The sequence below is a fragment of the Okeania sp. SIO3B5 genome (genome assembly GCF_010692555.1).
GTDB lineage: Bacteria > Cyanobacteriota > Cyanobacteriia > Cyanobacteriales > Microcoleaceae > Okeania.
On the sequence record NZ_JAAHHG010000036.1, the window covers coordinates 23282 to 45471 of the forward strand.

A 22190-nucleotide genomic window follows, 5' to 3' on the forward strand; every position below is an offset into this window, starting at 1 on the left:
AAACTTCCTGAAAAATAGGCCGTTGCACCAAAGGTTCCTATGGCGCAGCGGTAATTTATTCCTAATAGTTTAAGAGGTTGTCTGAGAAGTCTAATTTACTACATCACGCGCCCCCGCGCATCCCCCGTTCAACAAAAAGCGCAGCATCCTCTGGCTTCCCCCGATCCTGCGGGGGACGGGAGGGGGATCAATAGAAGGGGACTTTTACCAGCTAATAGATTCTTGTTCCCCACAGAATTGGGGGGCTAGGGGGGCAAAATTCAGTATTCAACAACTTTTCAAACATCCTCTAAAGAATAGCTTCGTTATGAAGAGGCTGTTTGATCGAGTAGATATTTTTTAAAGATAAAAGTAATTGACCAAGATATACTTCTTCTTTAAATTGTATTGGGAACAAATTAAGAAGAATCAAAAGGAAAACTGTTACTCATAACTCATGCCAACAATCCAACAGCTAATTCATTCAGCTCGTCAAGAAACTCAGAAGAAAACTAAATCTCCAGCTCTTAAAAGTTGCCCTCAACGTCGTGGAGTATGCACGAGAGTATATACAACTACACCAAAAAAGCCTAACTCAGCTCTCCGTAAGGTAGCTAGGGTACGTCTAACTTCTGGCTTTGAAGTAACGGCCTATATCCCTGGTATTGGTCATAATCTGCAAGAACACTCTGTAGTTATGATTAGAGGTGGTAGGGTTAAAGACCTTCCTGGTGTGAGATATCACATTATTCGTGGCACACTAGATACCGCAGGAGTTAAAGATCGTAAACAAAGTCGTTCTAAGTATGGGGCCAAAAAGCCTAAAGCCTAAGTTATTAGAATGCAAAATTCAAGAAAAAATTAGCTAAAATTTAGTATTTAATAAATATTGAATTTTGTACCTATCAGTCAAATTTAAATTATTAAAAGTTTAGTTTATTGGTTGCGATAATATGTCTCGTCGTAGAGTTGTTCAAAGACGTCCTGTTCCTCCAGATGCACAGTACAATAGTCGATTAGTAAGTATGATGGTACGACGCATAATGCGTCACGGTAAAAAATCTTTAGCATTTAATATCGTGTACGATGCGTTTAAAACTATTGAAGAAAGAACAAATTCAGATCCTCTAGAACTATTTGAAAAAGCAGTCCGGAATGTAACTCCTTTAGTAGAAGTTAAGGCCCGTCGTGTGGGTGGTGCAACATACCAAGTGCCGATGGAAGTCCGCTCAGATCGTGGAACTAGCCTGGCTCTGCGTTGGTTGGTCCAATATTCTAGAACTAGAGGCGGAAAAACAATGGCCCTAAAATTGGCCAATGAATTAATGGATGCAGCTAACGAAACAGGTAATGCAGTTCGTAAGCGAGAAGAAACTCATAGAATGGCAGAAGCAAATAAGGCTTTTGCTCACTATCGTTATTAAAAAGCATTTCCTGGCGGAATGCTGCGCAAACAGCATTTCAGCTATCAGCTGTCAGCTTTGTGCATTTGTGGAGCATTCCGGAGGAAAGGGGATTTAAACCCCTCCTAAAATTAAACGACTACCATTATCTATGCACTACCTTTTTAGGCTGATAGTTGATAGCTAATAGCTGACAGCTAGTTGAAACGAATAAAGAACAACACCACTTGTACCCAAAATTATAGAATTTTAATTAAGCGTAAAAATCTGAAGCACAGATAAAGGAGGTAACTGTGGGACGTACTATGCTACTTGAGCAGGTGCGAAATATCGGGATCGCAGCTCATATAGATGCGGGTAAGACAACAACAACAGAAAGAATCCTATTTTATTCCGGTATAGTACATAAAATGGGGGAAGTTCACGATGGGACCGCAGTTACCGACTGGATGGCTCAAGAGCGAGAACGTGGAATTACTATTACTGCGGCTGCTATTAGCACTAAGTGGTTAGACCATCAAATTAATATTATAGATACTCCAGGACACGTAGACTTCACAATAGAAGTAGAACGTTCTATGAGGGTTCTGGATGGAATAATAGCTGTCTTTTGCTCAGTAGGTGGAGTACAACCTCAATCAGAAACTGTCTGGCGCCAAGCTGATCGTTACGAAGTGCCTCGTATGGCCTTTGTTAATAAGATGGACAGGACAGGGGCTAACTTCTTTAAGGTATATGAGCAAATTCGCGATCGCCTCCGAACTAATGCAGTTCCTATTCAAATTCCTATCGGTAGTGAAAATGAATTTAGGGGAATTGTAGATTTGGTGGGGATGAAGGCTTTTATCTATACCAATGACCTCGGAACAGATATTCAAAAAACGGAAATTCCAGCAGAAGTAGAAGAGTTAGCTCAAGAATATCGTCTTAAGTTAGTTGAGTCAGTAGCAGAAACAGATGATGCTCTGACAGAAAAGTACCTTGAAGGAGAGGAATTTACAGAAGAAGAACTTCGTAAAGCTCTACGTCAAGCCACTATTAAAGGTACAGTTGTACCAATGTTATGTGGTTCAGCTTTCAAAAATAAGGGTGTTCAACTTCTACTTGATGCGGTAGTAGATTATTTGCCCGCTCCAACAGAAGTCCCAGCAATTGAAGGAACATTGCCAAATGGCGATCTAGATACAAGACCTTCAGATGATGAAACACCTCTGGCAGCTCTGGCATTCAAAATTATGTCAGATCCTTATGGTCGTCTCACCTTTTTACGGGTATATTCTGGAGTACTTTCTAAAGGTAGTTATATCCTCAATTCTACTAAAGATAAGAAAGAAAGAATTTCTCGTCTAATTGTTCTAAAAGCTGATGAAAAAATAGATGTAGATGAACTGCGGGCAGGAGATTTAGGAGCAGTTGTAGGTATGAAACATACCTTGACAGGTGATACTGTTTGTGATCAGGATAATCCAATTATCCTGGAGTCTCTTTATGTTCCTGAGCCAGTTATATCTGTAGCTGTGGAACCCAAAACTAAACAAGATATGGAGAAACTATCTCAGGCACTTCAGGCTCTTTCTGATGAAGATCCTACATTCCGAGTGAGTGTCGATCCAGAAACCAATCAAACTGTAATTGCTGGTATGGGCGAGCTTCACCTGGAAATTTTGGTAGACCGGATGTTGCGGGAATATAAGGTGGAAGCGAATGTGGGTCAACCACAGGTGGCTTACCGAGAGACTATTCGCCAACAGGTTGAGGCCGAAGGTAAATTTATCCGTCAAAGTGGTGGTAAAGGTCAGTATGGCCATGTAGTCGTAGAGATTGAACCAGGAGAGCTAGGTAGTGGCTTTGAGTTTGTCTCTAAAATTGTTGGAGGGACAGTACCTAAAGAATTTATTAGTCCAGCAGAGCAAGGAATGAAAGAGGCTTGTGAAGCAGGTGTTTTGGCTGGTTATCCATTAATAGATGTTAAGGCTACTCTGGTAGACGGATCTTACCATGATGTGGATTCTTCAGAAATGGCTTTTAAAATTGCTGGATCTATGGCAATCAGGGAAGGTGTTACTAAGGCTTCACCTGTATTATTGGAGCCTATGATGAAAGTAGAGGTAGAAGTACCTGAAGATTTTATCGGTAATATTATTGGAGACCTAAACTCTAGAAGAGGACAAATAGAGAATCAAGAGTTAGAATCAAGCGTGGCTAAAGTAACGGCAAAGGTTCCTTTGGCAGAAATGTTTGGTTATGCTACTGATATGAGGTCAAAAACTCAAGGTCGTGGTATGTTTTCGATGGAATTTAGTAATTACGAGGAAGTGCCTCGTAATGTGGCTGAGACTATCATTGCTAAAAGCAGAGGATATGTTTAATAATCTGGAAAATTGTTTGTTTTTTAGGTTAAAATATTAGCTTTGGGTTTGATTATGTGAAAATAAAGCCACTGATAACTAGATAAAAACTTGCAATTTACTGTTGCTTGCTAGAGCTTAAAAACATAGACTATCCAAGACTTATATCTACAAAGTGTCTATGTTTTTACGCCATTAATTTGTGTTATTATCACTTATGTCTGCTAAGACCAGAGGATTTTAGCAACGATTATGGAGTGTTTTACACTCAACTTTTCATAAGGATGAAAACCCCAGAGGGAATCCTAAACTCAATGTGCTTGAGCGGAACATTAACCTTCTTTGCCAGTAGACTTATGGACAGGTGAGCAGAAATTTCGCTCTTAGTCACCGATGAAGAGCGTGTCTAGGATTGTCTAGATTTTTAGAAGGTGAAAAAGTAGGCAATTGTCTAAAACAAAAGCTAAAAAAAATTAGGTAAAGGGATTAGGCAGAGTTTTAAAAATTTATCTATTATTATCAGTGCATCCGTTTCCTAATTTAACTAGCTGTGTGGTTTCAGTCGCGGGTGAGACTTAAATGCTAGGAGCGAATCTAGCTTTGGCAGGCAGTTCGTCCCTGACAGCTTGTGGACTGAATAACGCTGATGCAGCCAGTGGAATAGGGAATAGAACAGATTATAAGCAAGAAAATCATAGATTTTTGCAGATAATCCTAAGTTTCTAAGAACGGAAGCGGAATTAACAACGGAAAAAAGGAACGAGTAATTAATGGCACGCGCAAAATTTGAAAGAAATAAACCTCACGTCAATATTGGAACTATTGGACACGTTGACCATGGTAAAACAACTTTGACTGCTGCAATTACAATGAGTCTAGCAGCGCAAGGAAAAGCTAAGGCAAGAAATTATGCTGATATTGATGCAGCTCCAGAAGAGAAAGCACGGGGTATCACAATTAATACTGCTCATGTAGAGTATGAAACAGAAGGGCGTCACTATGCTCACGTTGATTGTCCAGGACACGCTGACTATGTAAAGAATATGATTACAGGTGCAGCTCAAATGGACGGTGCAATTCTAGTAGTTTCTGCTGCTGATGGTCCAATGCCCCAAACTCGTGAACATATTCTCTTGGCCAAGCAGGTAGGGGTTCCTAATATAGTTGTTTTCCTCAACAAGCAAGATATGGTAGATGATGAGGAACTTTTGGAACTGGTGGAACTGGAAGTTCGGGAACTTTTAAGTGACTATGATTTTGATGGAGATAATATTCCCATCGCTGCTGGTTCTGCTTTACAAGCAGTAGAAGCACTAACAGCTAACCCAAACATAGGAAAGGGTGAAAATGAGTGGGTAGATAAAATTCTCGCTCTGATGGATGAGGTTGATGGGTATATTCCTACACCAGAACGTGATGTTGATAAGCCATTCCTCATGGCGGTAGAGGACGTATTCTCTATTACTGGTCGTGGTACTGTAGCTACAGGCCGGATTGAGCGTGGTAAGGTCAAAGTCGGTGAAACGGTGGAATTGGTAGGTATCAAAGATACTCGTAATACTACAGTTACAGGTGTGGAAATGTTCCAGAAAATTCTGGACGAAGGAATGGCTGGTGATAATGTGGGATTACTACTACGTGGTATGCAGAAAGATGATATTCAACGTGGGATGGTCTTGGCCAAACCAGGTTCTATCACTCCCCACAAGAAATTTGAATCTGAAGTATATGTTCTGAAAAAGGAAGAAGGAGGACGTCATACACCTTTCTTCCCCAATTATCGCCCTCAATTCTACATTCGGACCACAGATGTGACTGGTGCTATTGAGTCTTTTACTGCTGATGATGGCAGTGCAGCAGAAATGGTAATGCCTGGTGACCGGATTAAAATGACAGTTCTACTAATTAACCCTGTGGCAATTGAGCAAGGTATGCGTTTTGCTATTCGTGAAGGTGGGAGGACTATTGGTGCTGGTGTTGTTTCTAAAATTCTAGAGTAGAACAACTTTCTCAAAAATTAAGTGGCAGAAAAGTATATATATAAATTATTGATATTTGCTTTTCTGCTGCTTATTAATGAAGGAAGAAGTGAAGAGGGAAGAAGGAAGAAGGGTAGAGATTGAAAAAAAAAGGAGAAACCGATAGAAATGACTATCTAAAATGAATTAGAGCAGCTATTTTTAACTATATTGAGTTTATATCTACCTTTTTGTGCATTTTGGATAAGCTATCTTTAAACATTTCCGTGATCAAAATAACTTCTGGCTTCTGACTTCATTAAAGTCTATTGCTGGTTAAGAAAACTAGCAATTTATAATTGAAAACTAAAAAATCTGAACCTAGAAAATTAAAGAGAGATGGCCACAATTCAACAGCAAAAAATTCGTATTCGTCTGAAGGCATTTGACCGCCGTTTACTAGATACATCTTGTGAGAAAATTGTAGATACGGCAAATAGAACGGGAGCCACAGCAATTGGGCCAATACCTTTGCCCACAAAACGACGCATTTATTGTCTATTGCGATCGCCTCACGTTGATAAAGATTCACGAGAACATTTTGAAACTAGGACGCATCGTAGAATTATAGATATTTATCAACCTTCATCAAAAACAATTGATGCCCTGATGAAACTTGACTTACCCGCAGGTGTGGATATTGAAGTGAAGTTATAGCAAAGTTAGTCCATGGGTAGTGCCTAGTCTAGAATTATTAAATGTACCCATGGCCTAAAGTTATCGTTCGGACTTATATTAATATATTGGTGAATAAGAATTCTGAGACACTATAATTTTTTGTGTTTGATGCTCAACAATACAAATTTTTTACCAAAACTCCAAATTATCTTGATATTTATAGCAAGGAACGAGTTGGTGTTTGACTTATGCTGCTGATGAACGGTAAGACAGAGAAATGCTTTTCCTACCTACTGCTCCCTGTTCCCTGCTATATATAAAAATTCCCAAAAATCAAAAATAGTAAGCCCATAGATATCTCAAGAATAGAAAAATCAGCTAAAGTATAAGAACTATTAAGAACCAGAACTTTATTTTAATGATGAAAGATGGCATCCTCTTCTGTAGCTGTTCGAGAACTTCCCCTATTTCCATTACCAGAAGTAGTATTATTTCCAGGTAGACCTCTACCACTACACATCTTTGAATTTCGCTATAGAATTATGATGAATACAGTTCTAGAGAGCGATAGTAGATTTGGAATTTTGATGTGGGACTCTAATCAAGACCGAGTTGTGGCCACTGGTTGTTGCGCTAAAATTGAGAACTACCAACGCTTACCTGACGATCGGATGAAGATTTTGACAGTAGGCGAGCAAAGATTTAGAGTTTTAGACACAATTAGAGAGAAACCTTATCTAGTTGGTTTAGTTGAGTGGATAGAAGATGATTCTTCAGAAAATACTCTTGGAGAATTGGCAAATCAAGTTGAAGCTTTGCTAAAAGATGTAGTTCATCTTTCAGGTAAACTTATGGACCAGAGTATAGAATTACCAACTGATATTCCTAGTTTACCAAAAGAATTGTCATATTGGGTGGCTAGCAATCTCTATGGAGTAGCAACTGAACAGCAAGCTCTTTTGGAGATGCAAGATACTGCTACTAGGTTAGAAAGAGAAGTAGAAATTCTCACATCTACTCGCAATCATCTTGCAGCTAGAACTGTTCTGAAAGATACTTTAAAATAAACTGTAGCAATGATGTTGTAAATTCAAGGCTTTTGTTTAGAGGAAGTTATTAACAGAATATATAGCTCAATAATTGGTAGTGGGAATTAGGAAGCTACTTCATTGTAGTTTCTGACTCACTTCCTAAATCTAATTTTTCCATCAGCTTTCTGATACCAAGGGTGAAAAAAGAATGTTACAAATAGTTTCGCTCCTTTAGATGTGAAATAATTTCGGTGAAATTACTGTAGTGTCAAAGTTTTGACTCCTAAAAATATTACTTCTAACTTTTAACTTTTAACTTTTGACTTTTGACTTCCGTGAAATGGTATGACAACTTCATAAAATACTGTTTTAGTCAACTAAGCAGCTAGTAAACTCCTCTCTTCTGACTTTGCCCAGTTGCTATAGTCTAATAATAATTTATGCATCAATCCTTTCTTCATTTTGAGTAAGATACTACCTAATAAATTATTACCTGTAGATAGTAAAATTGATTTGGGTATTTTGTTGAAAGGAGGAGGTAAAAATATTTGTAAGGCTAACTCTACTTTTCCCTCTAGAATAGTTTTCTGATGAATTTTGATTGGCTGCATTGTACCATTGAGATTCAATTGAAAATGTTCATTAATCATTTCAATCCCTTTAAGTTGACAATCAACAGACTTTAAGTTGACGACTCCTTCAGAAGTTGTCAAAATTTTCATGTCGATAATTGGTTCAATTTTCAACATAAAGAATTTGAGAGGTTTCATTTTCAAACGATATGTATCGTTAGTTAATTTTTCTATAGAATTAGAGTTTGCTAGGACTTCTACAATACGTTTTGGTTGACTTAAATAACTGTGAATACTTATAGACTGCTGTGGAACAGGTATATTGACAGATTGAGATGCAAAAAAATTATTGTACATAGTAGCTAGTAAAAGTAAGTGATTTTTATTCAAACCATAATTACCTTATATTAGAGTATATTAAGTTTTGTAACAACTTACATCAACCTTGAGTAGAGAGAACTAAATACTGCTAAATTAAACTGCCTGACTACCAGTAGATACAACAGAACCTTGTTCGCTATTTGTTAATATTTCAGTTTCATCACAAGCCCATTTATGATAATCAGTTAATAGTTGATGGGTCAATCTTTGCTTAATTGTCATTAATACACTTTTCAGTAAACCATTACCAGTTGTTTCTAAAATTGGTAGAGGTGTTAACCATAATGGAGGAGGTAATTCTACCTTAACTTCTAAATCTGCCTTGCCCTTGAGATGAGTAACTCCTTTAATTTGGTAAGTTTCAAGAATACCAACTAGATTCAGGGCAAAACGGTGATTAATATATTCTACGCCACGAATTTCACAACCTTTTGACTTTAAGTAAATTGTGCCATTAGGACTAGCCCAAATCTGTATATCTACAGTTGGTTGAATAGTTAACATCATAAAGTGTAGTGGACGCATTTTGAGGCGGAAGATGTCTTTGTCTAACTGCTCTAATCTTGTTGGATCTACCAAAGCATTGACTAGGCGTTTCGGTTGACGAAGATAGTGATGAATAGGAACTTGTTGTTCAACTACGGGAATATCTACTGATTGGGATGCGGTGAATCTAGTAATCATTATTTGTATATTTGTATAAAAATCAATATTTTAATACCTAAATTTTATGAAATCTTCACATTTATTAATGTGACCTGGATCATACTGAACTATTTATTCAAATTTAGTCATTAACTAGCAGGGGATCTAGGTAAAATTGAGTAATTCTAGTAATCATAATGGTTGATAGATGAGAACTGATTAAAGAAATGTAACTTAATTTTACGAAGTGTAACTTATTCAATTTTATAGAAATTGGGTTTATAGCAGAAGGAAGAAGAAATAAGGAAGAAGGAAAAATCTGGCGTTGTTACCGAAACTCTTTTTAATCTAAAATCTAAAATAAAATGGAGATTCTATGACCATATCAATTGCACATCTTGGCCCTGCTGGTACTAATGCCGAGACAGCAGCAGTGGCATTTACTAATAAACTGAGTCAGCTTGGTCAAAAATCTTTTCTTTGTCCATATCCTAGTATTGCTCAAACTTTATGGGCAGTTTCTCAAGGGGAAGTTAATTTGGCAGTTGTGCCTGTAGAAAATTCTATTGAAGGGAGTGTGACTGTTACTCTGGATACACTTTGGCAATTGGACTCTTTAGAGATTCAAACAGCATTAGTTTTGCCTATTTCTCATGGATTAATATCATTAGCTGATAGTTTTGAGGAGATTAAAACAGTTTATTCTCATCCACAAGCTTTAGCTCAATGTCAAGGTTGGTTAGAAAAATTTTTGCCACAAGTACAGCAAATTCCGGATAATTCTACTGCAGAAGCATTGCGACATTTAGGTAAGAATCGGAGTGCCGCAGCGATCGCTTCTCAAAGAGCGGCTGAACTTTATCAATTACCTATATTAGCTTATCCAATTAATGATTATCCTGACAATTATACTCGTTTTTGGGTATTGAAAGAAGGATGTACAGAAATAGATGATTCTGATTTAAAACTAATAATTAATGGGATAAATAAACCGGGAAGTTCTGTTTTTATTTCTCTAGGTTTTAGTGTTCCTGAAAATGTACCAGGAGCTTTAGTGAAGCCTTTGGAGGTATTTGCTAAAAGGGGAATTAATATGAGTAGAATAGAGTCTCGTCCTACGAAGCGATTGCTAGGGGAATATTTATTTTTTATTGATATAGAAGCTAAGAATAATGATAATTTGATCGAAATGGCAATAGAGGAATTGAAGACCTATACAGAAACTCTAAAAATATTTGGCAGTTATACAATTATGGCGCTCAATTAACAAATAAAGTAATATCAAATATCACGCATTTTTGCTACATTTTTTTGATAGTAGGGAGTAGGGAGTAGGCAGTAGGGAGTAGGGAGTAGGGTTCAAAGACATAAGATATCTTGGCTTAATACCGAGTATCGTTACAAACATTACTGAAAGATTATTATTACTTAATAAGTGAAATCTTAATGAAGTATAGCATTATTTTTAGGAATTGGTATAATTTGCACATTGTTGATAAAATATCTGTTTTTTGGATGAAAATATTTTGTGTTCAAAGAGAGTTAACATCAAGGGTGAAAAAAGAAGATTTAAAATCAAGGGTGAAACTTAAAAGATGATCGTTCAGATATATCTTTGATTAAAAAGAGATACTCACAAGAATAATATCATGTCCGGTTGAATAATTAGACTTTGGTGGAAATAAGGCAGGAGGCAGGAGGCAGAAGGTTTTCTCCTATTTTCACCTTAATTTTATACACAAACGATGCTACCGGACATGATATAAATGATATTTAAGTGATTTATTCTAACTCCTTACTACTGTTTTTTGAGTGAAAATATTTTGTGTTCAAAGGGAGTTAATATCAAGGGTGAAAAAAGAAGATTTAAAATCATAATGAGACTTAAAAGATGATCGTTCAGATATATCTTTGATTAAAAAGAGATACTCACAAGAATAAATGATATTTAAGTTATTTAGGGCTTGCTGATTAAATATAAAAGCATTGACAGATAAAGACTTTAGCCTTTTTTGGGTCGAAAAAAGTACCTGGTTTTCAGCTCTTCACGCTCAAAAAGGAGCGTATTTTAGGCGCATAGTTGGGCAGAAAAATTAAGGGACAATTCTTACTCCTACCTCCTCGCTCATTCCCATTTCTCCTGCCTCCTGTCTCCTATCTCCTGTCTCCTACCCCTACTAAAATATTTTTCAGCAAACCCTATTTATTCTAACTCCTGACTACTGACTTCTGACTCCTGTTTTTTGACTGAAAATATTTTGTGTTCAAAGAGGGTTAATATCAAGGGTGAAAAAAAGAAGATTTAAAATCAAGGGTGAAACTTAAAAGATGATCGTTCGGATATATCTTTGATTAAAAAGAGATACTCACAAGAATAAATGATATTTAAGTGATTTATTCTAACTCCTGACTCCTATAAAAAATCTCACTATTTGTAGTAAATATTGAGTGCCCTTGGTATAACTTCCTAAATTACATTTTGCAGCACAAAAAGCAGACGTTGAATTTGTTTTTCCCAAGTCAAATCTTTCATAAAGCTAACAGCAGTTTTGCTCCGAAGTTGAGCATCTTCTCGGTCAAAATAAACTTTTTCTAACATTTCTACTACTTCTTCAACATCAGATTCTCCCCAACCATCTATACCTGGAAACTGTGGGGTAGGTTTCACAGGATTTTGATTATTTAAGGCATAACAATGAGAGTTATTAATAATATCTAAATGCCCAGTATTAGCAGAAATAATTGTTGGGATACCACAGGCAAGACTTTCCATTGCAACAAGATTTGTACCGCCTTCGCAGCGATTTGTAAATACAGCCACATCAGCTTCTCGTAATATTTGTCCTACCATATAATTAGGAATCGGACCAACATCAATAACTGCATTGCTAGGAATGTCATTTTCTAGTAACCATTGAGTAATTTGTAAACGTTTATTTTGACTAATTTTCGGTAATCCTACAACATTTCCAGTTTGTTCAATTCCTACCATAAATTGAGGCCAGAAGTTATGCCAAGCTGTAATTAATAGTGCTTCTGGATAACGTTTTTGGAATATTTTAAAAGCTGCTATGACAATATCTTGACCTTTACGATATTCTAGTTTGCCTCCAGAAAAAATAACGAAGCGATCGCCAAAAATATTAGATTTAGGTGCGGGATGAAAAATTGTTTGGTCAATGCCTTGTAAAACTTTTTGTACGGGTTTGATACCATTACTTTCTAGAATTTTGGTATTCCAGGTAGATCCGGTAATAATCAAATCATAAGCTTTGGAGCGATTAATTTGTTCTGAGGTAAATTGAGTATTTTCTGAGAAAATAATTCCAATATTTTTGGTTCCTACAATATTATTACTTACAGAGAAATTACTACCTAAAGCTTGTAAGATAGGTAAGTTGAAGTTAATATTTTTGCCTTGGTGATTTTTGAGTTGATTTTGCAAATTTTTCTGAGCATCAAAAGCTGGATTTAGTAAAGCTTGATGTAGGGGATTTAACATTCCAGGTTGAATAGAAGGAGGTGTTAATAATAGGGGTTGATATTCTGGGTTTTTAAGTAGTTGGAGAGTAAGATTAATGCCATAAATACCCCAACCAGTTATCGGATTTAATGGCCAGCCAATAGCAATTATTTTCATTATTTCAAAAGTAGAAGTTTTAGTTTGTAGATTTTTTTGAGAAGTTATGAAGGTAGATAAAGTTGTGTTTTTATGATGTTTGCCAGATTTATTTTGTGCTAAAGCTTTTGTAATTGATTCTTCTGACAATTTAATACCCTTTTTTTCAGAAGTTTTATTGGTTGGAGAATTATTATCTAGCAAATTTTCCAAGTTTTCTTTAACTTGTTTAGATACACTATCCCAATCTCCTATTTTTGACTGTCTAAATAATCTCATTGTCGGATACCAAGGACTATATTTCCGGTCTGTTAACCAATGCCAGTCAGAATCAAAATTTAACATTACCCAAACAGGTTTTCCTAACGCTCCTGCTAAGTAAGCAATAACTGTATCTATTGTAATTACTAAATCTAATTGTTTTATTGCTGCTGCTGTATCAGTTAGATCATTAAAAGATGAACCATTATTATGAATTTTAGTTTGAGAGTTAAGCCATTCTAAATCTGTTTGAAAGACTTCTTTTTGTAAAATGTAAAAGTTGACTGTATCTATATTGATAATTTCTTGTAAATATTCAACTGGGCAAGAGCGTACTTGACTCGTTCCACTGATACTACTTGTTTTTGTTTGCCAACATATTCCAACTTTGAGATTTTTTTCTGGAGCAAATGGAATGGGAAAGTCGATTGATTTTGGAACAGATAAATAAGGAATTTCAGCAGGTATAGTTTCTGGGGTAGTTTGGAAAATTCGAGGTAGACTCATCAATGGAATTTGCAGGTCAAAATCTGGCAATTTTTCACCTATAACAAATAATTCGTCTATTTCTGAAACCGTGGTAAATAATAATTTTAATCCAGCTTTATTACATTCAACAATGACAAGTCCTCCTAATTTTTTAACTAGAGGAATATAGCGGATAAATTGAATAGAATCTCCTAAACCTTGTTCGGTATAAACTAATAAAGTTTTTCCTAAAAAATTTGACCCATCCCACAAAGATTGAGAGAAATTACGCTTAATAAAATGCTCATGTTTCCTGCGCCATTCATATTCGGAAAATCCGGCAATAAAATCTCCCTGTTTAAGCAAAACAGCAGCTAAACCAAAATGATAATTTACATGATTTTTATCTAATTTAATAGCTTGTTCATAATATTTTTGAGATTCCGCAAGTTTTCCTAAATTTAAAAAGATAGAGCCTAGGGAACGATATGCTTCAATATGATCTGGATTTACTTCAAGAACTTTTTGACGATATTCAATTACTAACTCAATTTGACCTTGTTTTTCTAAAATATTCCCTAAATTCCACCATGCTTCGGTATAACTGGGTTTGATTTTAATTGCCTGTTGATAATAGATACTTGCCTTTGATAAATCTCCCTTTTGTTCCCACGCAAAGCCTAAATTGAGATTTGTATATGAGTTGTGAGGATTAATTTATATGGACTTTTCATAGTTAATAATTGCTGACTCAATTCGACCTTTTTCTAAAAAAATTAGCCCTAAATTTGAGTAGTTACTACTATTACTTGGTTCCAGAGAAATAGCTTTTTGATAATGAGCGATAGCTTCTTCTAAACGACCTTCTTTTTTCAAAATATTCCCTAAGTTAGAGTAAGCTTGACTAGAGTTAGGGCGCAAAGTAATAACCTGATTCAAAAGCTGAATTGCCTTGTTATTTCGACCTGCTAAATTTTCTAGTACAGCTAATAAATAGAGTACCTGAAAATCTTGAGGTTTTTCTGCAAGTATGAGACGACATATTCTTTCTGCTTCTACTAAATTATTTTGTTGATAATATTGATATGCTTGGTCAAAATTTTCTGGTAAATCTGGTAAACTCTCCTGAGATTCCATAAATTCAATTAATGCCTGTTTTACCTGAATAAAAACACTATCCCAATCTCCAATTTTTGGCTGTCTAAATAATCGAGCTGTGGCATACCAAGGACTATCATTTCTATCTAACAACCATCGCCAGTCTGGCGCAAAAGGTAATAAAATCCACACAGGTTTACCTAATGTTCCTGCTAAATGTGCCACTGCCGTATCAACAGTAATAATTAAATCAAGTTGAGCAATAATTCCTGCTGTATCAGCAAAGTCATTTAACTGATTACTTAAATCTAATATAGGTAATGTTTCTAATAATTGAATATCTAATCCAGGCTCTTTTTGCAGACTATAAAAAGTTACTCCTGCTATGTCTAACAATGATTGAAAATATTTTAACTTACAAGAACGTTTACTCGCAGTTGGACTATCGGGGTTGGTCTTCCAAACAATACCAACTTTCAAAGAATTTCTCTCTGGAGATTCTAATTTTATCCAGTGAATATCAGGTATGTTTAAATTCTGAATTGGTGGAGGAATATTATCTAAAGTAGTACCAAAAATACGAGGCAATTCTAACAATGGAGCATGAACATCAAAACTGAGACAACTTAAATTTTCTGCTATACATAGCTCAATTCCAGGAATTTTTTCCAGCAATCTAATTAAAGGTTTCTGAGAAGCTAAAATTATTTGCCCTCCCTGTTTTTTTAACTAGAGGAAGATAACGAATAAATTGAATTGTGTCGCCATACCCTTGTTCGGCATGAAGTAGGATTATTTTACCTACTAAATTAGACCCATTCCAAAGTTTTTCTGGCTGTATTAAAGATAGATATTTGTCAGCTTGCCAACGCCAATGATATTCTTGAAAACCTGACTTTAAGTCTCCAGTTAGTAGTAAAATCAAGCTTAAATTAAGATGAGAAACAGGAAAATTTGGCTCTAGTTCAATAGCTTTTTGATAATGAGCGTTTGCCTCTTCTAAACTACCTTCATTTTTCAGAATATTTCCTAAACTTGAGTAGTTACTACTATCATTTGGTTCCAGAGAAATAGCTTTTTGGTAATGAGCGACTGCCTCTTCTAAACTACCTTCATTTTTCAGAATATTTCCTAAACTTGAGTAGTTACTACTATCATTTGGTTCCAGAGAAATAGCTTTTTGGTAATGAGCGACTGCCTCTTCTAGACGACCTTCATTTTTCAGGATATTTCCTAAACTTGAGTAGTTACTACTATCATTTGGTTCCAGAGAAATAGCTTTTTGGTAAGAGGCAATACTTGCAGTGAAATTTCCTTGTTCCTGAAAAATAAATCCTAAATTATGGTGTGCCTGAACATAATCTGGTTGCAGATTAATTGCTTGTTGATAATAAGTTCCTGCTTTTGAAAAGTCTCCTTTGTTTTGCCAAGCAACACCCAAGTTAAAATTTGTTTTGGGGTTACTATGATCAAGAAAAAGAGACTTTTCATAATTAGCTATTGCTGATTCTACTTGACTTTTTTGAAAGAAAATATTTCCTAAGTTGGAATAATTACTACTGTCATTCGGTTCCAGAGAAATAGCTTTTTGATAATGAGCGATCGCTTCTTCTAAACGTCCTTCATTTTTCAGAATATTTCCTAAGTTGGAATAATTACTACTATCATTAGGTTCCAGAGAAATAGCTTTTTGGTAATGAGTCATCGCCTCTTCTAAACGACCTTCATTTTTCAGAATATTTCCTAAGTTTGAGTAGTTACTACTATTACTTGGTTCCAGAGAAATAGCTTTTTGATAATGAGCGATCGCTTCTTCTAGACGTCCTTCATTTTTTAGAATATTTCCTAAGTTAGAGTAACCTTGACTAGAGTTAGGACACAAAGTAATAACTTGATTCAAAAGCTGAATTGCCTTGTCATTTCGACCTGCTAAATTTTCTAGTACAGCTAATAAATGGAGTACCTGAAAATCTTGAGGTTTTTCTGCAAGTATGAGACGACATATTCTTTCTGCTTCTACTAAATTATTTTGTTGATAATATTGATCTGCCAAATTAAATTTTTATCTTAACTTTTCCTGAGATTCTCTAAATTCAATTAATGCTTGTTTTACTTCAACAAATACACTATTCCAATCTCCTATTTTTGGCTGTCTAAATAATCTCATTGTCGGATACCAAGGACTATCTTCCCGGTCTGTTAACCAACGCCAGTCAGAATCAAAATTTAATATTACCCAAACTGGTTTTCCTAATGCTCCTGCTAAGTGAGCAATAACTGTATCTATTGTAATTACTAAATCTAATTGTTTTATTGCTACTGCTGTATCAGTTAGATCATTAAAAGATGTACCATTATTATGTATTTTAGTTTGAGAGTTAAGCCATTCTAAATCTGTCCGCCAATCAGAATCAAAATTTAACATTACCCAAACAGGTTTTCCTAATGCTCCTGCTAGGTGAGCAACAACTGTATCTATTGTAATTACTAAATCTAATTGTTTTATTGCTGCTGCTGTATCAGCTAAATCATTAAAAGATGAACCTAAATTATGTATCTGAGTTTGAGAGTTCAGCCATTCTAAATCTGCTACTGAGACTTCCTTTTGTAAAAGATAAAAATTAGTTTTACCTATACTGAGAATTTCCTGTAAATATTGAACTGGGCAAGAGCGTTTTTGACTGGTTTTAGTCTTACTGTTTGTTTGCCAACATATCCCGATTTTGAGATTTTTTTCTGGAGCAGGTGGAATCTGAAAATGGGTAGATTTAGGAATAGATAAATAAGGAATTTCAGCAGGTATAGTTTCCAGGGTAGTACCGCAAATTCTAGGTAAGCTCATTAATGGAATTTGTAAATCAAAATCTGGTAATTTTTCACCTTTAACAAATAAGTCATCTATCCCTGAGACAGTAGTAAATAATAATTTTAACCCTGCTTGATTACATTTAACAATTACACGCCCTCCTAATTTTTTCACTAAAGGAATATAGCGGATAAATTGAATAGAATCTCCTAATCCTTGCTCGGTATAAACCAACAAAGTTTTGCCATTAAAATTAGACCCATTCCACAGAGGTTGAGAAAAATTAGGAGAGATAAAATCTTTCTTTTTCCAGCGCCATTCATATTCAAGAAATCCCTGAATAAAATTTCCCTGTTTGAGCAAGATAATTGCCAGACCAAAGTGAACATTTGCATGATTTTTGTCTAATTTAAGAGCTTGTTCATAATATTGTTGAGATTCCAGCAGTCTTCCTAACTCTAAAAATATTTTACCTAGACCGTTATATGGTTCGGCATAATTTGGTTTAAGTTCAAGGGCTTTTTGATAATGTTTAATAGCTGTTTCAAGTTGCTGGTTATCCTTCAGCGCCAGACCCAAATTACTATGAATTTCGGGATTATTTGGATTTAGTTTTACAGCTTGAGTGAGGTAGAAAATTGCTTCTTTGGGTTGCCCCTCTAAACCAGCAATAACTCCTAATAAATGTAGCGATCGCGAATTTTCTGGTTCTGTTTCTAAGATTTTGTGGCAGATTTTTGTCGCTAATTTTAAATTTCCTTTTTGATAATTCTTAACTGCGGAGTTAAAAAGATTTTCTGGAGATTTTTGAAATTGAATTAATGCTTCTTTTACCTCAATAAGTACACTATTCCAATCTCCTATTTTTGGCTGCCTAAATAATCTCATTGTCGGATACCAAGGAATATCATTTCTATCTAACATCCACCGCCAGTCAGAATCAAAATTTAATATTACCCAAACAGGTTTACCTAATCCTCCTGCTAAGTGAGCAATAACTGTATCTATTGTAATTACTAAATCTAGTTGTTGGATAGCTGCTGCAGTATCAGCTAAATCATTAAAAGATGAACCTAAATTATCTATTTCAGTTTGAGAGTTCAACCATTCTAAATCTGCTGGCAATACTTCCTTTTGTAAAATATAAAAATTAGCTTTACCTATACTTAGAATTCCCTCTAAATATTGAACTGGGCAAGAACGTTTTTTACTGGTCTTAGTATTACTACTTGTTTGCCAACATATCCCTACTTTGAGATTTTTTTCTGGAGCAAGTGGGATGGGAAAATTGGTTAACTTTGGCGCAGATAAGTAAGGAATTTTAGCAGGTATAGTTTCTAAGGTAGTTCTCAAAATTCTAGGTAGACTCATCAATGGAATTTGCAGGTCAAAATCTGGTAATTTTTCACCTATAACAAATAATTCATCAATTCCTGAGATAGTGCTAAATAATAATTTTAACCCAGCTTGATTAAGTTCAACAATTACACGTCCTCCTAATTTTTTCACCAGAGAAATATAGCGGATAAATTGAATAGAATCTCCTAAACCTTGCTCAGTATAAACTAACAAAGTTTTGCCCTGAAAACTTGAGCCATCCCACAAAGGTTGAGAGAAATTACGAGTTCTAAAACCTTTCTTTTGCCAGCGCCATTCATATTCAGAAAATCCTTGAATAAAATTTCCCTGTTTAAGTAAAATAACTGCCAAACCAAAGTGAATATTTGCATGATTTTTGTCTAATTTAAGAGCTTGTTGATAATATTTTTGAGATTCCACCAGTCTTCCTAATTCTAAAAATATTTTACCTAGACCATTATATGGTTCGGCATAATTTGGTTTAAGTTCAAGGGCTTTTTGATAATGTTTAATGGCTGCTGCAAATTTTCCTAGCTCTAAAAATATGTTACCTAGACCGTTATATGGTTCGGCATAATTTGGTCTAAGTTCAATGGCTTTTTGATAATGTTGAATGGCTACTTTATATTGCTGGTTATCCTTCAGTGCCAGACCCAAATTACTATGAATTTCGGGATTATTTGGATTTAGTTGCACAGCTTTAGTGAGGTAGGAAACTGCTTCTTTTGGTTGCCCCTCTAAACCAGCAATAACTCCTAATAAATGTAGAGACCGTGAATTTTCTCCATCTCTTTCTAAGATTTTGTGGCAGATTTTTGTCGCTAATTTTAAATTTCCTTTTTGATAATTTTTCACTGCGGATTTAAAAAGATTTTCTGATGTCTGATTTTCCATAGGTTGAGCCTACTTACAAAATTTTTAATTCAAATTAACTAGAGTAGCGGAATTAAATTTTTCAATTTGTAGCTATGATTATAGTGGTTCTATTTTGGTTATGTAAAAAATAACGTTGAAAAACGCAACAGCTCTGAAAAATAATATACAACAGGAGTAAAAACTTCAGACTTTTTATCTATTTTTTGAGTTTTTACCGAATAATTAAGGTTTAAATCCTCTCCTTTAAATAAAGAGGAAAAAAGCGGTCGTTAGTGCAGCTTCCCGAAGGGTGAGATAGCTAGGTTTCCTAGCCATATCCAATCGACAAAGAGGAGAAAAAATTTCCTTTTAGTCAATCCTCTTCTTTTCAAGGAGAGGTCATTTCAGTTATCAGTTATCAGTTATCAGTACCTCTACCTGTTTGCGCAGCATAACCTAGGAAAGTCAGAGGCTTGAAATATTGAACTTGATTTTTTTTACCCCCTTGAAAGGGGAGGCTTCAGACCTTATTATTTCGTGAATATCTACAGGAAATTTCAGTTTTTTTCTTGCTTAATAACCTTCCTCCCTCTTCCTTATTCCCTCTTCCTTATTCCCTCTTCCTTTATTAGTTGAAAATACTCAGGTTTTTCACCCTTAATATCATGTCCGAAGGCAATTGTTTGTTTCATTAATTGATAATGGATAATTGATTATTATCTCTGGTTAAAACCGTTACAGAATTGAATATAAGGAAATATTATTTCTTCTCTTGGTCGATTGAATATAGCTCCGAGACCCACTATTATCAGAGCCGCTCCGCTTTATATGTTGCGGAGCAAAACACCATCCATCGACCGCTTTTTTACCCTTAAAAGGGTCAGCTTTAAACCAGAATTATTGAATTATTAATTATTCGGTAAACCCAAAGGTTAATATCTACAGGAAATTTAAGTTTTTTCTTGTTTAATAGCCTTTCTCCCTCTTCCCTCCTCCCTCTTTCCTCCTCCCTCTTCCCTCCTCCCTCTTCCTTCTTCCTTCTTACTTCTTACTTCTTACTTTAATTGATAACTAATTCCTGCATCTTTCATCCTTTTTAATGCTGCATAAATCCGCTCTTCTTCCACTGTTAACGCAATACGAAAAAACCCTTCTCCAGAAGCACCATATCCATTTCCAGGAGGCACGATAATGCCACATTTGTCTAACAATAAGTTAACAAATTCTTGAGATGTATAATTTTTGGGAACCGGAACCCATACATATAAACTTGCTAAATTCGGTTTAATCGGCCACCCTAAAGATTGTAAACCTTCGATTAAAATATCTCTTCGCTTTTGATAAACAACTACTAAACTTTGCAACTCTTCTTCAGTAGTAGAAAATGCAGCGATCGCCGCTTTTTGAATTGCTTTAAATACTCCAGAATCTACATTAGATTTAACTTGACTCAATCCCTTAATTCCCAAACTATTTCCTACTACAAAACCAATCCGCCATCCTGTCATATTATAAGACTTAGATAAACTATGAAATTCAATTGCTACATCTTTTGCACCAGGAATTTGTAATACACTAGGTGGTTTATAACCGTCATAAGCCATTTCAGAATAAGCATGGTCGTGACATAGTAATATGTCATAATGGCGACAAAAATTTACTAATTCCTCAAAAAAATCTAAAGTAGCTGTCGCACCAGTAGGATTATTAGGATAATTCACCCACAATAATTTTGCTTTTTGAGCCACTTCTTGAGGAATACTCTTTAAATTTGGTAACCAGTTTTCAGTCTGGAGGTGCATTGGATAGGGTTTACCCTCCGCAAAAATTGTTGAGGTGCGATAAACTGGATAACCAGGGTCAGGAATTATGGTATAATCTCCTGGGTTGACAAAAGCTAGGAAAGTATTGTGAATTGACTCTTTAGAACCTATTGAAGATATTACTTCTGTTTCTGGGTTTAAATCTTCAATGGCAAACCGACGTTTCATCCAATCTGCTGCTGCTTGTCTATACTCTTTTATACCTTTGTAGGGAGGATAATGATGATTGGTAGAGTCTTGAATTGACTCATGCATTGCCTGAATAATATGTTTTGGTGTTGGTTTATCTGGATCTCCTACACTTAAATTGATGATGTCAACTCCTCTTTCAACTAATTCATTCCGTTTACGATCAATTTCGGCAAAGAGATAAGGTGGTATTCGTTCTAACCTTTTGGCAAGCTGCATAGTAATTTTGATAGACTCCTGGACTAAATTAATGTACAACAGCAAAGTGTATATTATCAAATTAAAAAGGAGTCAGGAGTTTCTCAAAGTCAAAAGTAAAAATTGAAAAATTTCGGATTTTTTTCCTTGTAGCTTTAGTTAAAATTACGGTCTAACAAATTATCATTTACTAAAAGCTTTTAGCAATTCAGCATTCAGCATTTTCTCACTGGATGCTCCGCAAACAACTTATATTTCTTCTACTGAAACTAAGAACAATACAATTTAAAAGGAGTGTCTACCCAAGATGTTAGCTGAAAGCTATTTAATCGTGAATTATTCTAGTTCTTAATATCTTGATAATTTCACCAACACATCGACTGTGAATTAGGGGCTAATTAACTATTGTTGATTTACTAATATTTATTAACATAAGTTTATATATATTGATACAGCTATACCGATCTAGTTGTATAGATTATGCTAGAATCTAGCAAACAGAGTAGTTTGTGGTGCTTG

Annotated in this window: 14 protein-coding genes; 7 read left to right on the forward strand and 7 right to left on the reverse strand. The window is 35.2% G+C overall.

From position 1 onward, the window contains the following. Positions 1-436 precede the first annotated feature (436 nt). From rpsL to F6K54_RS07910, 6 genes are all read left to right on the forward strand, one after another. A complete protein-coding gene (gene rpsL / locus F6K54_RS07885; RefSeq protein ID WP_293076243.1) occupies positions 437-811 on the forward strand; it encodes a 30S ribosomal protein S12 in 375 nt (124 codons plus the stop codon). A 121-nt stretch (positions 812-932) separates the two neighbouring features. Further along, the gene (rpsG, locus tag F6K54_RS07890; RefSeq protein WP_293076245.1) at positions 933-1403 is read left to right on the forward strand and encodes a 30S ribosomal protein S7; all 471 of its coding nucleotides are present in this window, start codon (positions 933-935) and stop codon (positions 1401-1403) included. Between the two features lie 272 nt (positions 1404-1675). Next, on the forward strand, positions 1676-3751 hold the full coding sequence (gene fusA, locus F6K54_RS07895) for an elongation factor G (protein WP_293076247.1): 2076 nt from the start codon (positions 1676-1678) through the stop codon (positions 3749-3751). Between the two features lie 749 nt (positions 3752-4500). Next, on the forward strand, positions 4501-5730 hold the full coding sequence (gene tuf / locus F6K54_RS07900) for an elongation factor Tu (RefSeq protein ID WP_293076249.1): 1230 nt from the start codon (positions 4501-4503) through the stop codon (positions 5728-5730). A gap of 366 nt (positions 5731-6096) precedes the next feature. After that, positions 6097-6405 carry a 30S ribosomal protein S10 gene (gene rpsJ / locus F6K54_RS07905; protein WP_202219847.1) on the forward strand — a complete coding sequence of 103 codons (309 nt, stop codon included), beginning with the start codon at positions 6097-6099 and terminating at the stop codon, positions 6403-6405. 389 nt (positions 6406-6794) lie between these two features. Then, entirely contained in the window at positions 6795-7433 is a 639-nt protein-coding gene (locus F6K54_RS07910) for an LON peptidase substrate-binding domain-containing protein (RefSeq protein WP_293076251.1), read from the forward strand. A gap of 341 nt (positions 7434-7774) precedes the next feature. On the opposite strand, the gene F6K54_RS07915 is transcribed toward F6K54_RS07910, so the two are convergent. After that, complete coding sequence (locus tag F6K54_RS07915; protein ID WP_293076253.1) at positions 7775-8359, reverse strand: DUF1997 domain-containing protein; 585 nt, start codon at positions 8357-8359, stop codon at positions 7775-7777. Positions 8360-8443: 84 nt separating this feature from the next. Further along, complete coding sequence (locus F6K54_RS07920; protein ID WP_293076255.1) at positions 8444-9034, reverse strand: DUF1997 domain-containing protein; 591 nt, start codon at positions 9032-9034, stop codon at positions 8444-8446. Positions 9035-9371: 337 nt separating this feature from the next. On the opposite strand from F6K54_RS07920, the gene pheA reads away from it, so the two are divergent. Next, complete coding sequence (gene pheA, locus F6K54_RS07925; protein WP_293076257.1) at positions 9372-10262, forward strand: prephenate dehydratase; 891 nt, start codon at positions 9372-9374, stop codon at positions 10260-10262. Between the two features lie 1200 nt (positions 10263-11462). Here the strand turns inward: pheA and F6K54_RS07930 are convergent. The 5 genes from F6K54_RS07930 to F6K54_RS07950 form a co-directional block, all read right to left on the reverse strand. Next, entirely contained in the window at positions 11463-14060 is a 2598-nt protein-coding gene (locus tag F6K54_RS07930; protein ID WP_293076267.1) for a tetratricopeptide repeat protein, read from the reverse strand. After that, a complete protein-coding gene (locus tag F6K54_RS07935; RefSeq protein ID WP_293076259.1) occupies positions 14061-15116 on the reverse strand; it encodes a tetratricopeptide repeat protein in 1056 nt (351 codons plus the stop codon). Position 15117: 1 nt separating this feature from the next. Further along, positions 15118-16494 carry a tetratricopeptide repeat protein gene (locus F6K54_RS07940; protein ID WP_293076261.1) on the reverse strand — a complete coding sequence of 459 codons (1377 nt, stop codon included), beginning with the start codon at positions 16492-16494 and terminating at the stop codon, positions 15118-15120. A gap of 9 nt (positions 16495-16503) precedes the next feature. Further along, entirely contained in the window at positions 16504-19500 is a 2997-nt protein-coding gene (locus tag F6K54_RS07945) for a tetratricopeptide repeat protein (protein WP_293076263.1), read from the reverse strand. A 1016-nt stretch (positions 19501-20516) separates the two neighbouring features. Continuing rightward, entirely contained in the window at positions 20517-21692 is a 1176-nt protein-coding gene (locus tag F6K54_RS07950) for a pyridoxal phosphate-dependent aminotransferase (RefSeq protein ID WP_293076265.1), read from the reverse strand. Positions 21693-22190 lie beyond the last annotated feature (498 nt).

Bases quoted from the DNA above. Each gene is read 5' to 3' on its own strand.
- rpsL (WP_293076243.1), top strand. From the start codon at position 437: ATGCCAACAATCCAACAGCTAATTCATTCAGCTCGTCAAGAAACTCAG.
- rpsG (WP_293076245.1), top strand. From the start codon at position 933: ATGTCTCGTCGTAGAGTTGTTCAAAGACGTCCTGTTCCTCCAGATGCA.
- tuf (WP_293076249.1), top strand. From the start codon at position 4,501: ATGGCACGCGCAAAATTTGAAAGAAATAAACCTCACGTCAATATTGGA.
- F6K54_RS07910 (WP_293076251.1), top strand. From the start codon at position 6,795: ATGGCATCCTCTTCTGTAGCTGTTCGAGAACTTCCCCTATTTCCATTA.
- F6K54_RS07920 (WP_293076255.1), bottom strand. From the start codon at position 9,034: ATGATTACTAGATTCACCGCATCCCAATCAGTAGATATTCCCGTAGTT.
- pheA (WP_293076257.1), top strand. From the start codon at position 9,372: ATGACCATATCAATTGCACATCTTGGCCCTGCTGGTACTAATGCCGAG.
- F6K54_RS07945 (WP_293076263.1), bottom strand. From the start codon at position 19,500: ATGGAAAATCAGACATCAGAAAATCTTTTTAAATCCGCAGTGAAAAAT.
- F6K54_RS07950 (WP_293076265.1), bottom strand. From the start codon at position 21,692: ATGCAGCTTGCCAAAAGGTTAGAACGAATACCACCTTATCTCTTTGCC.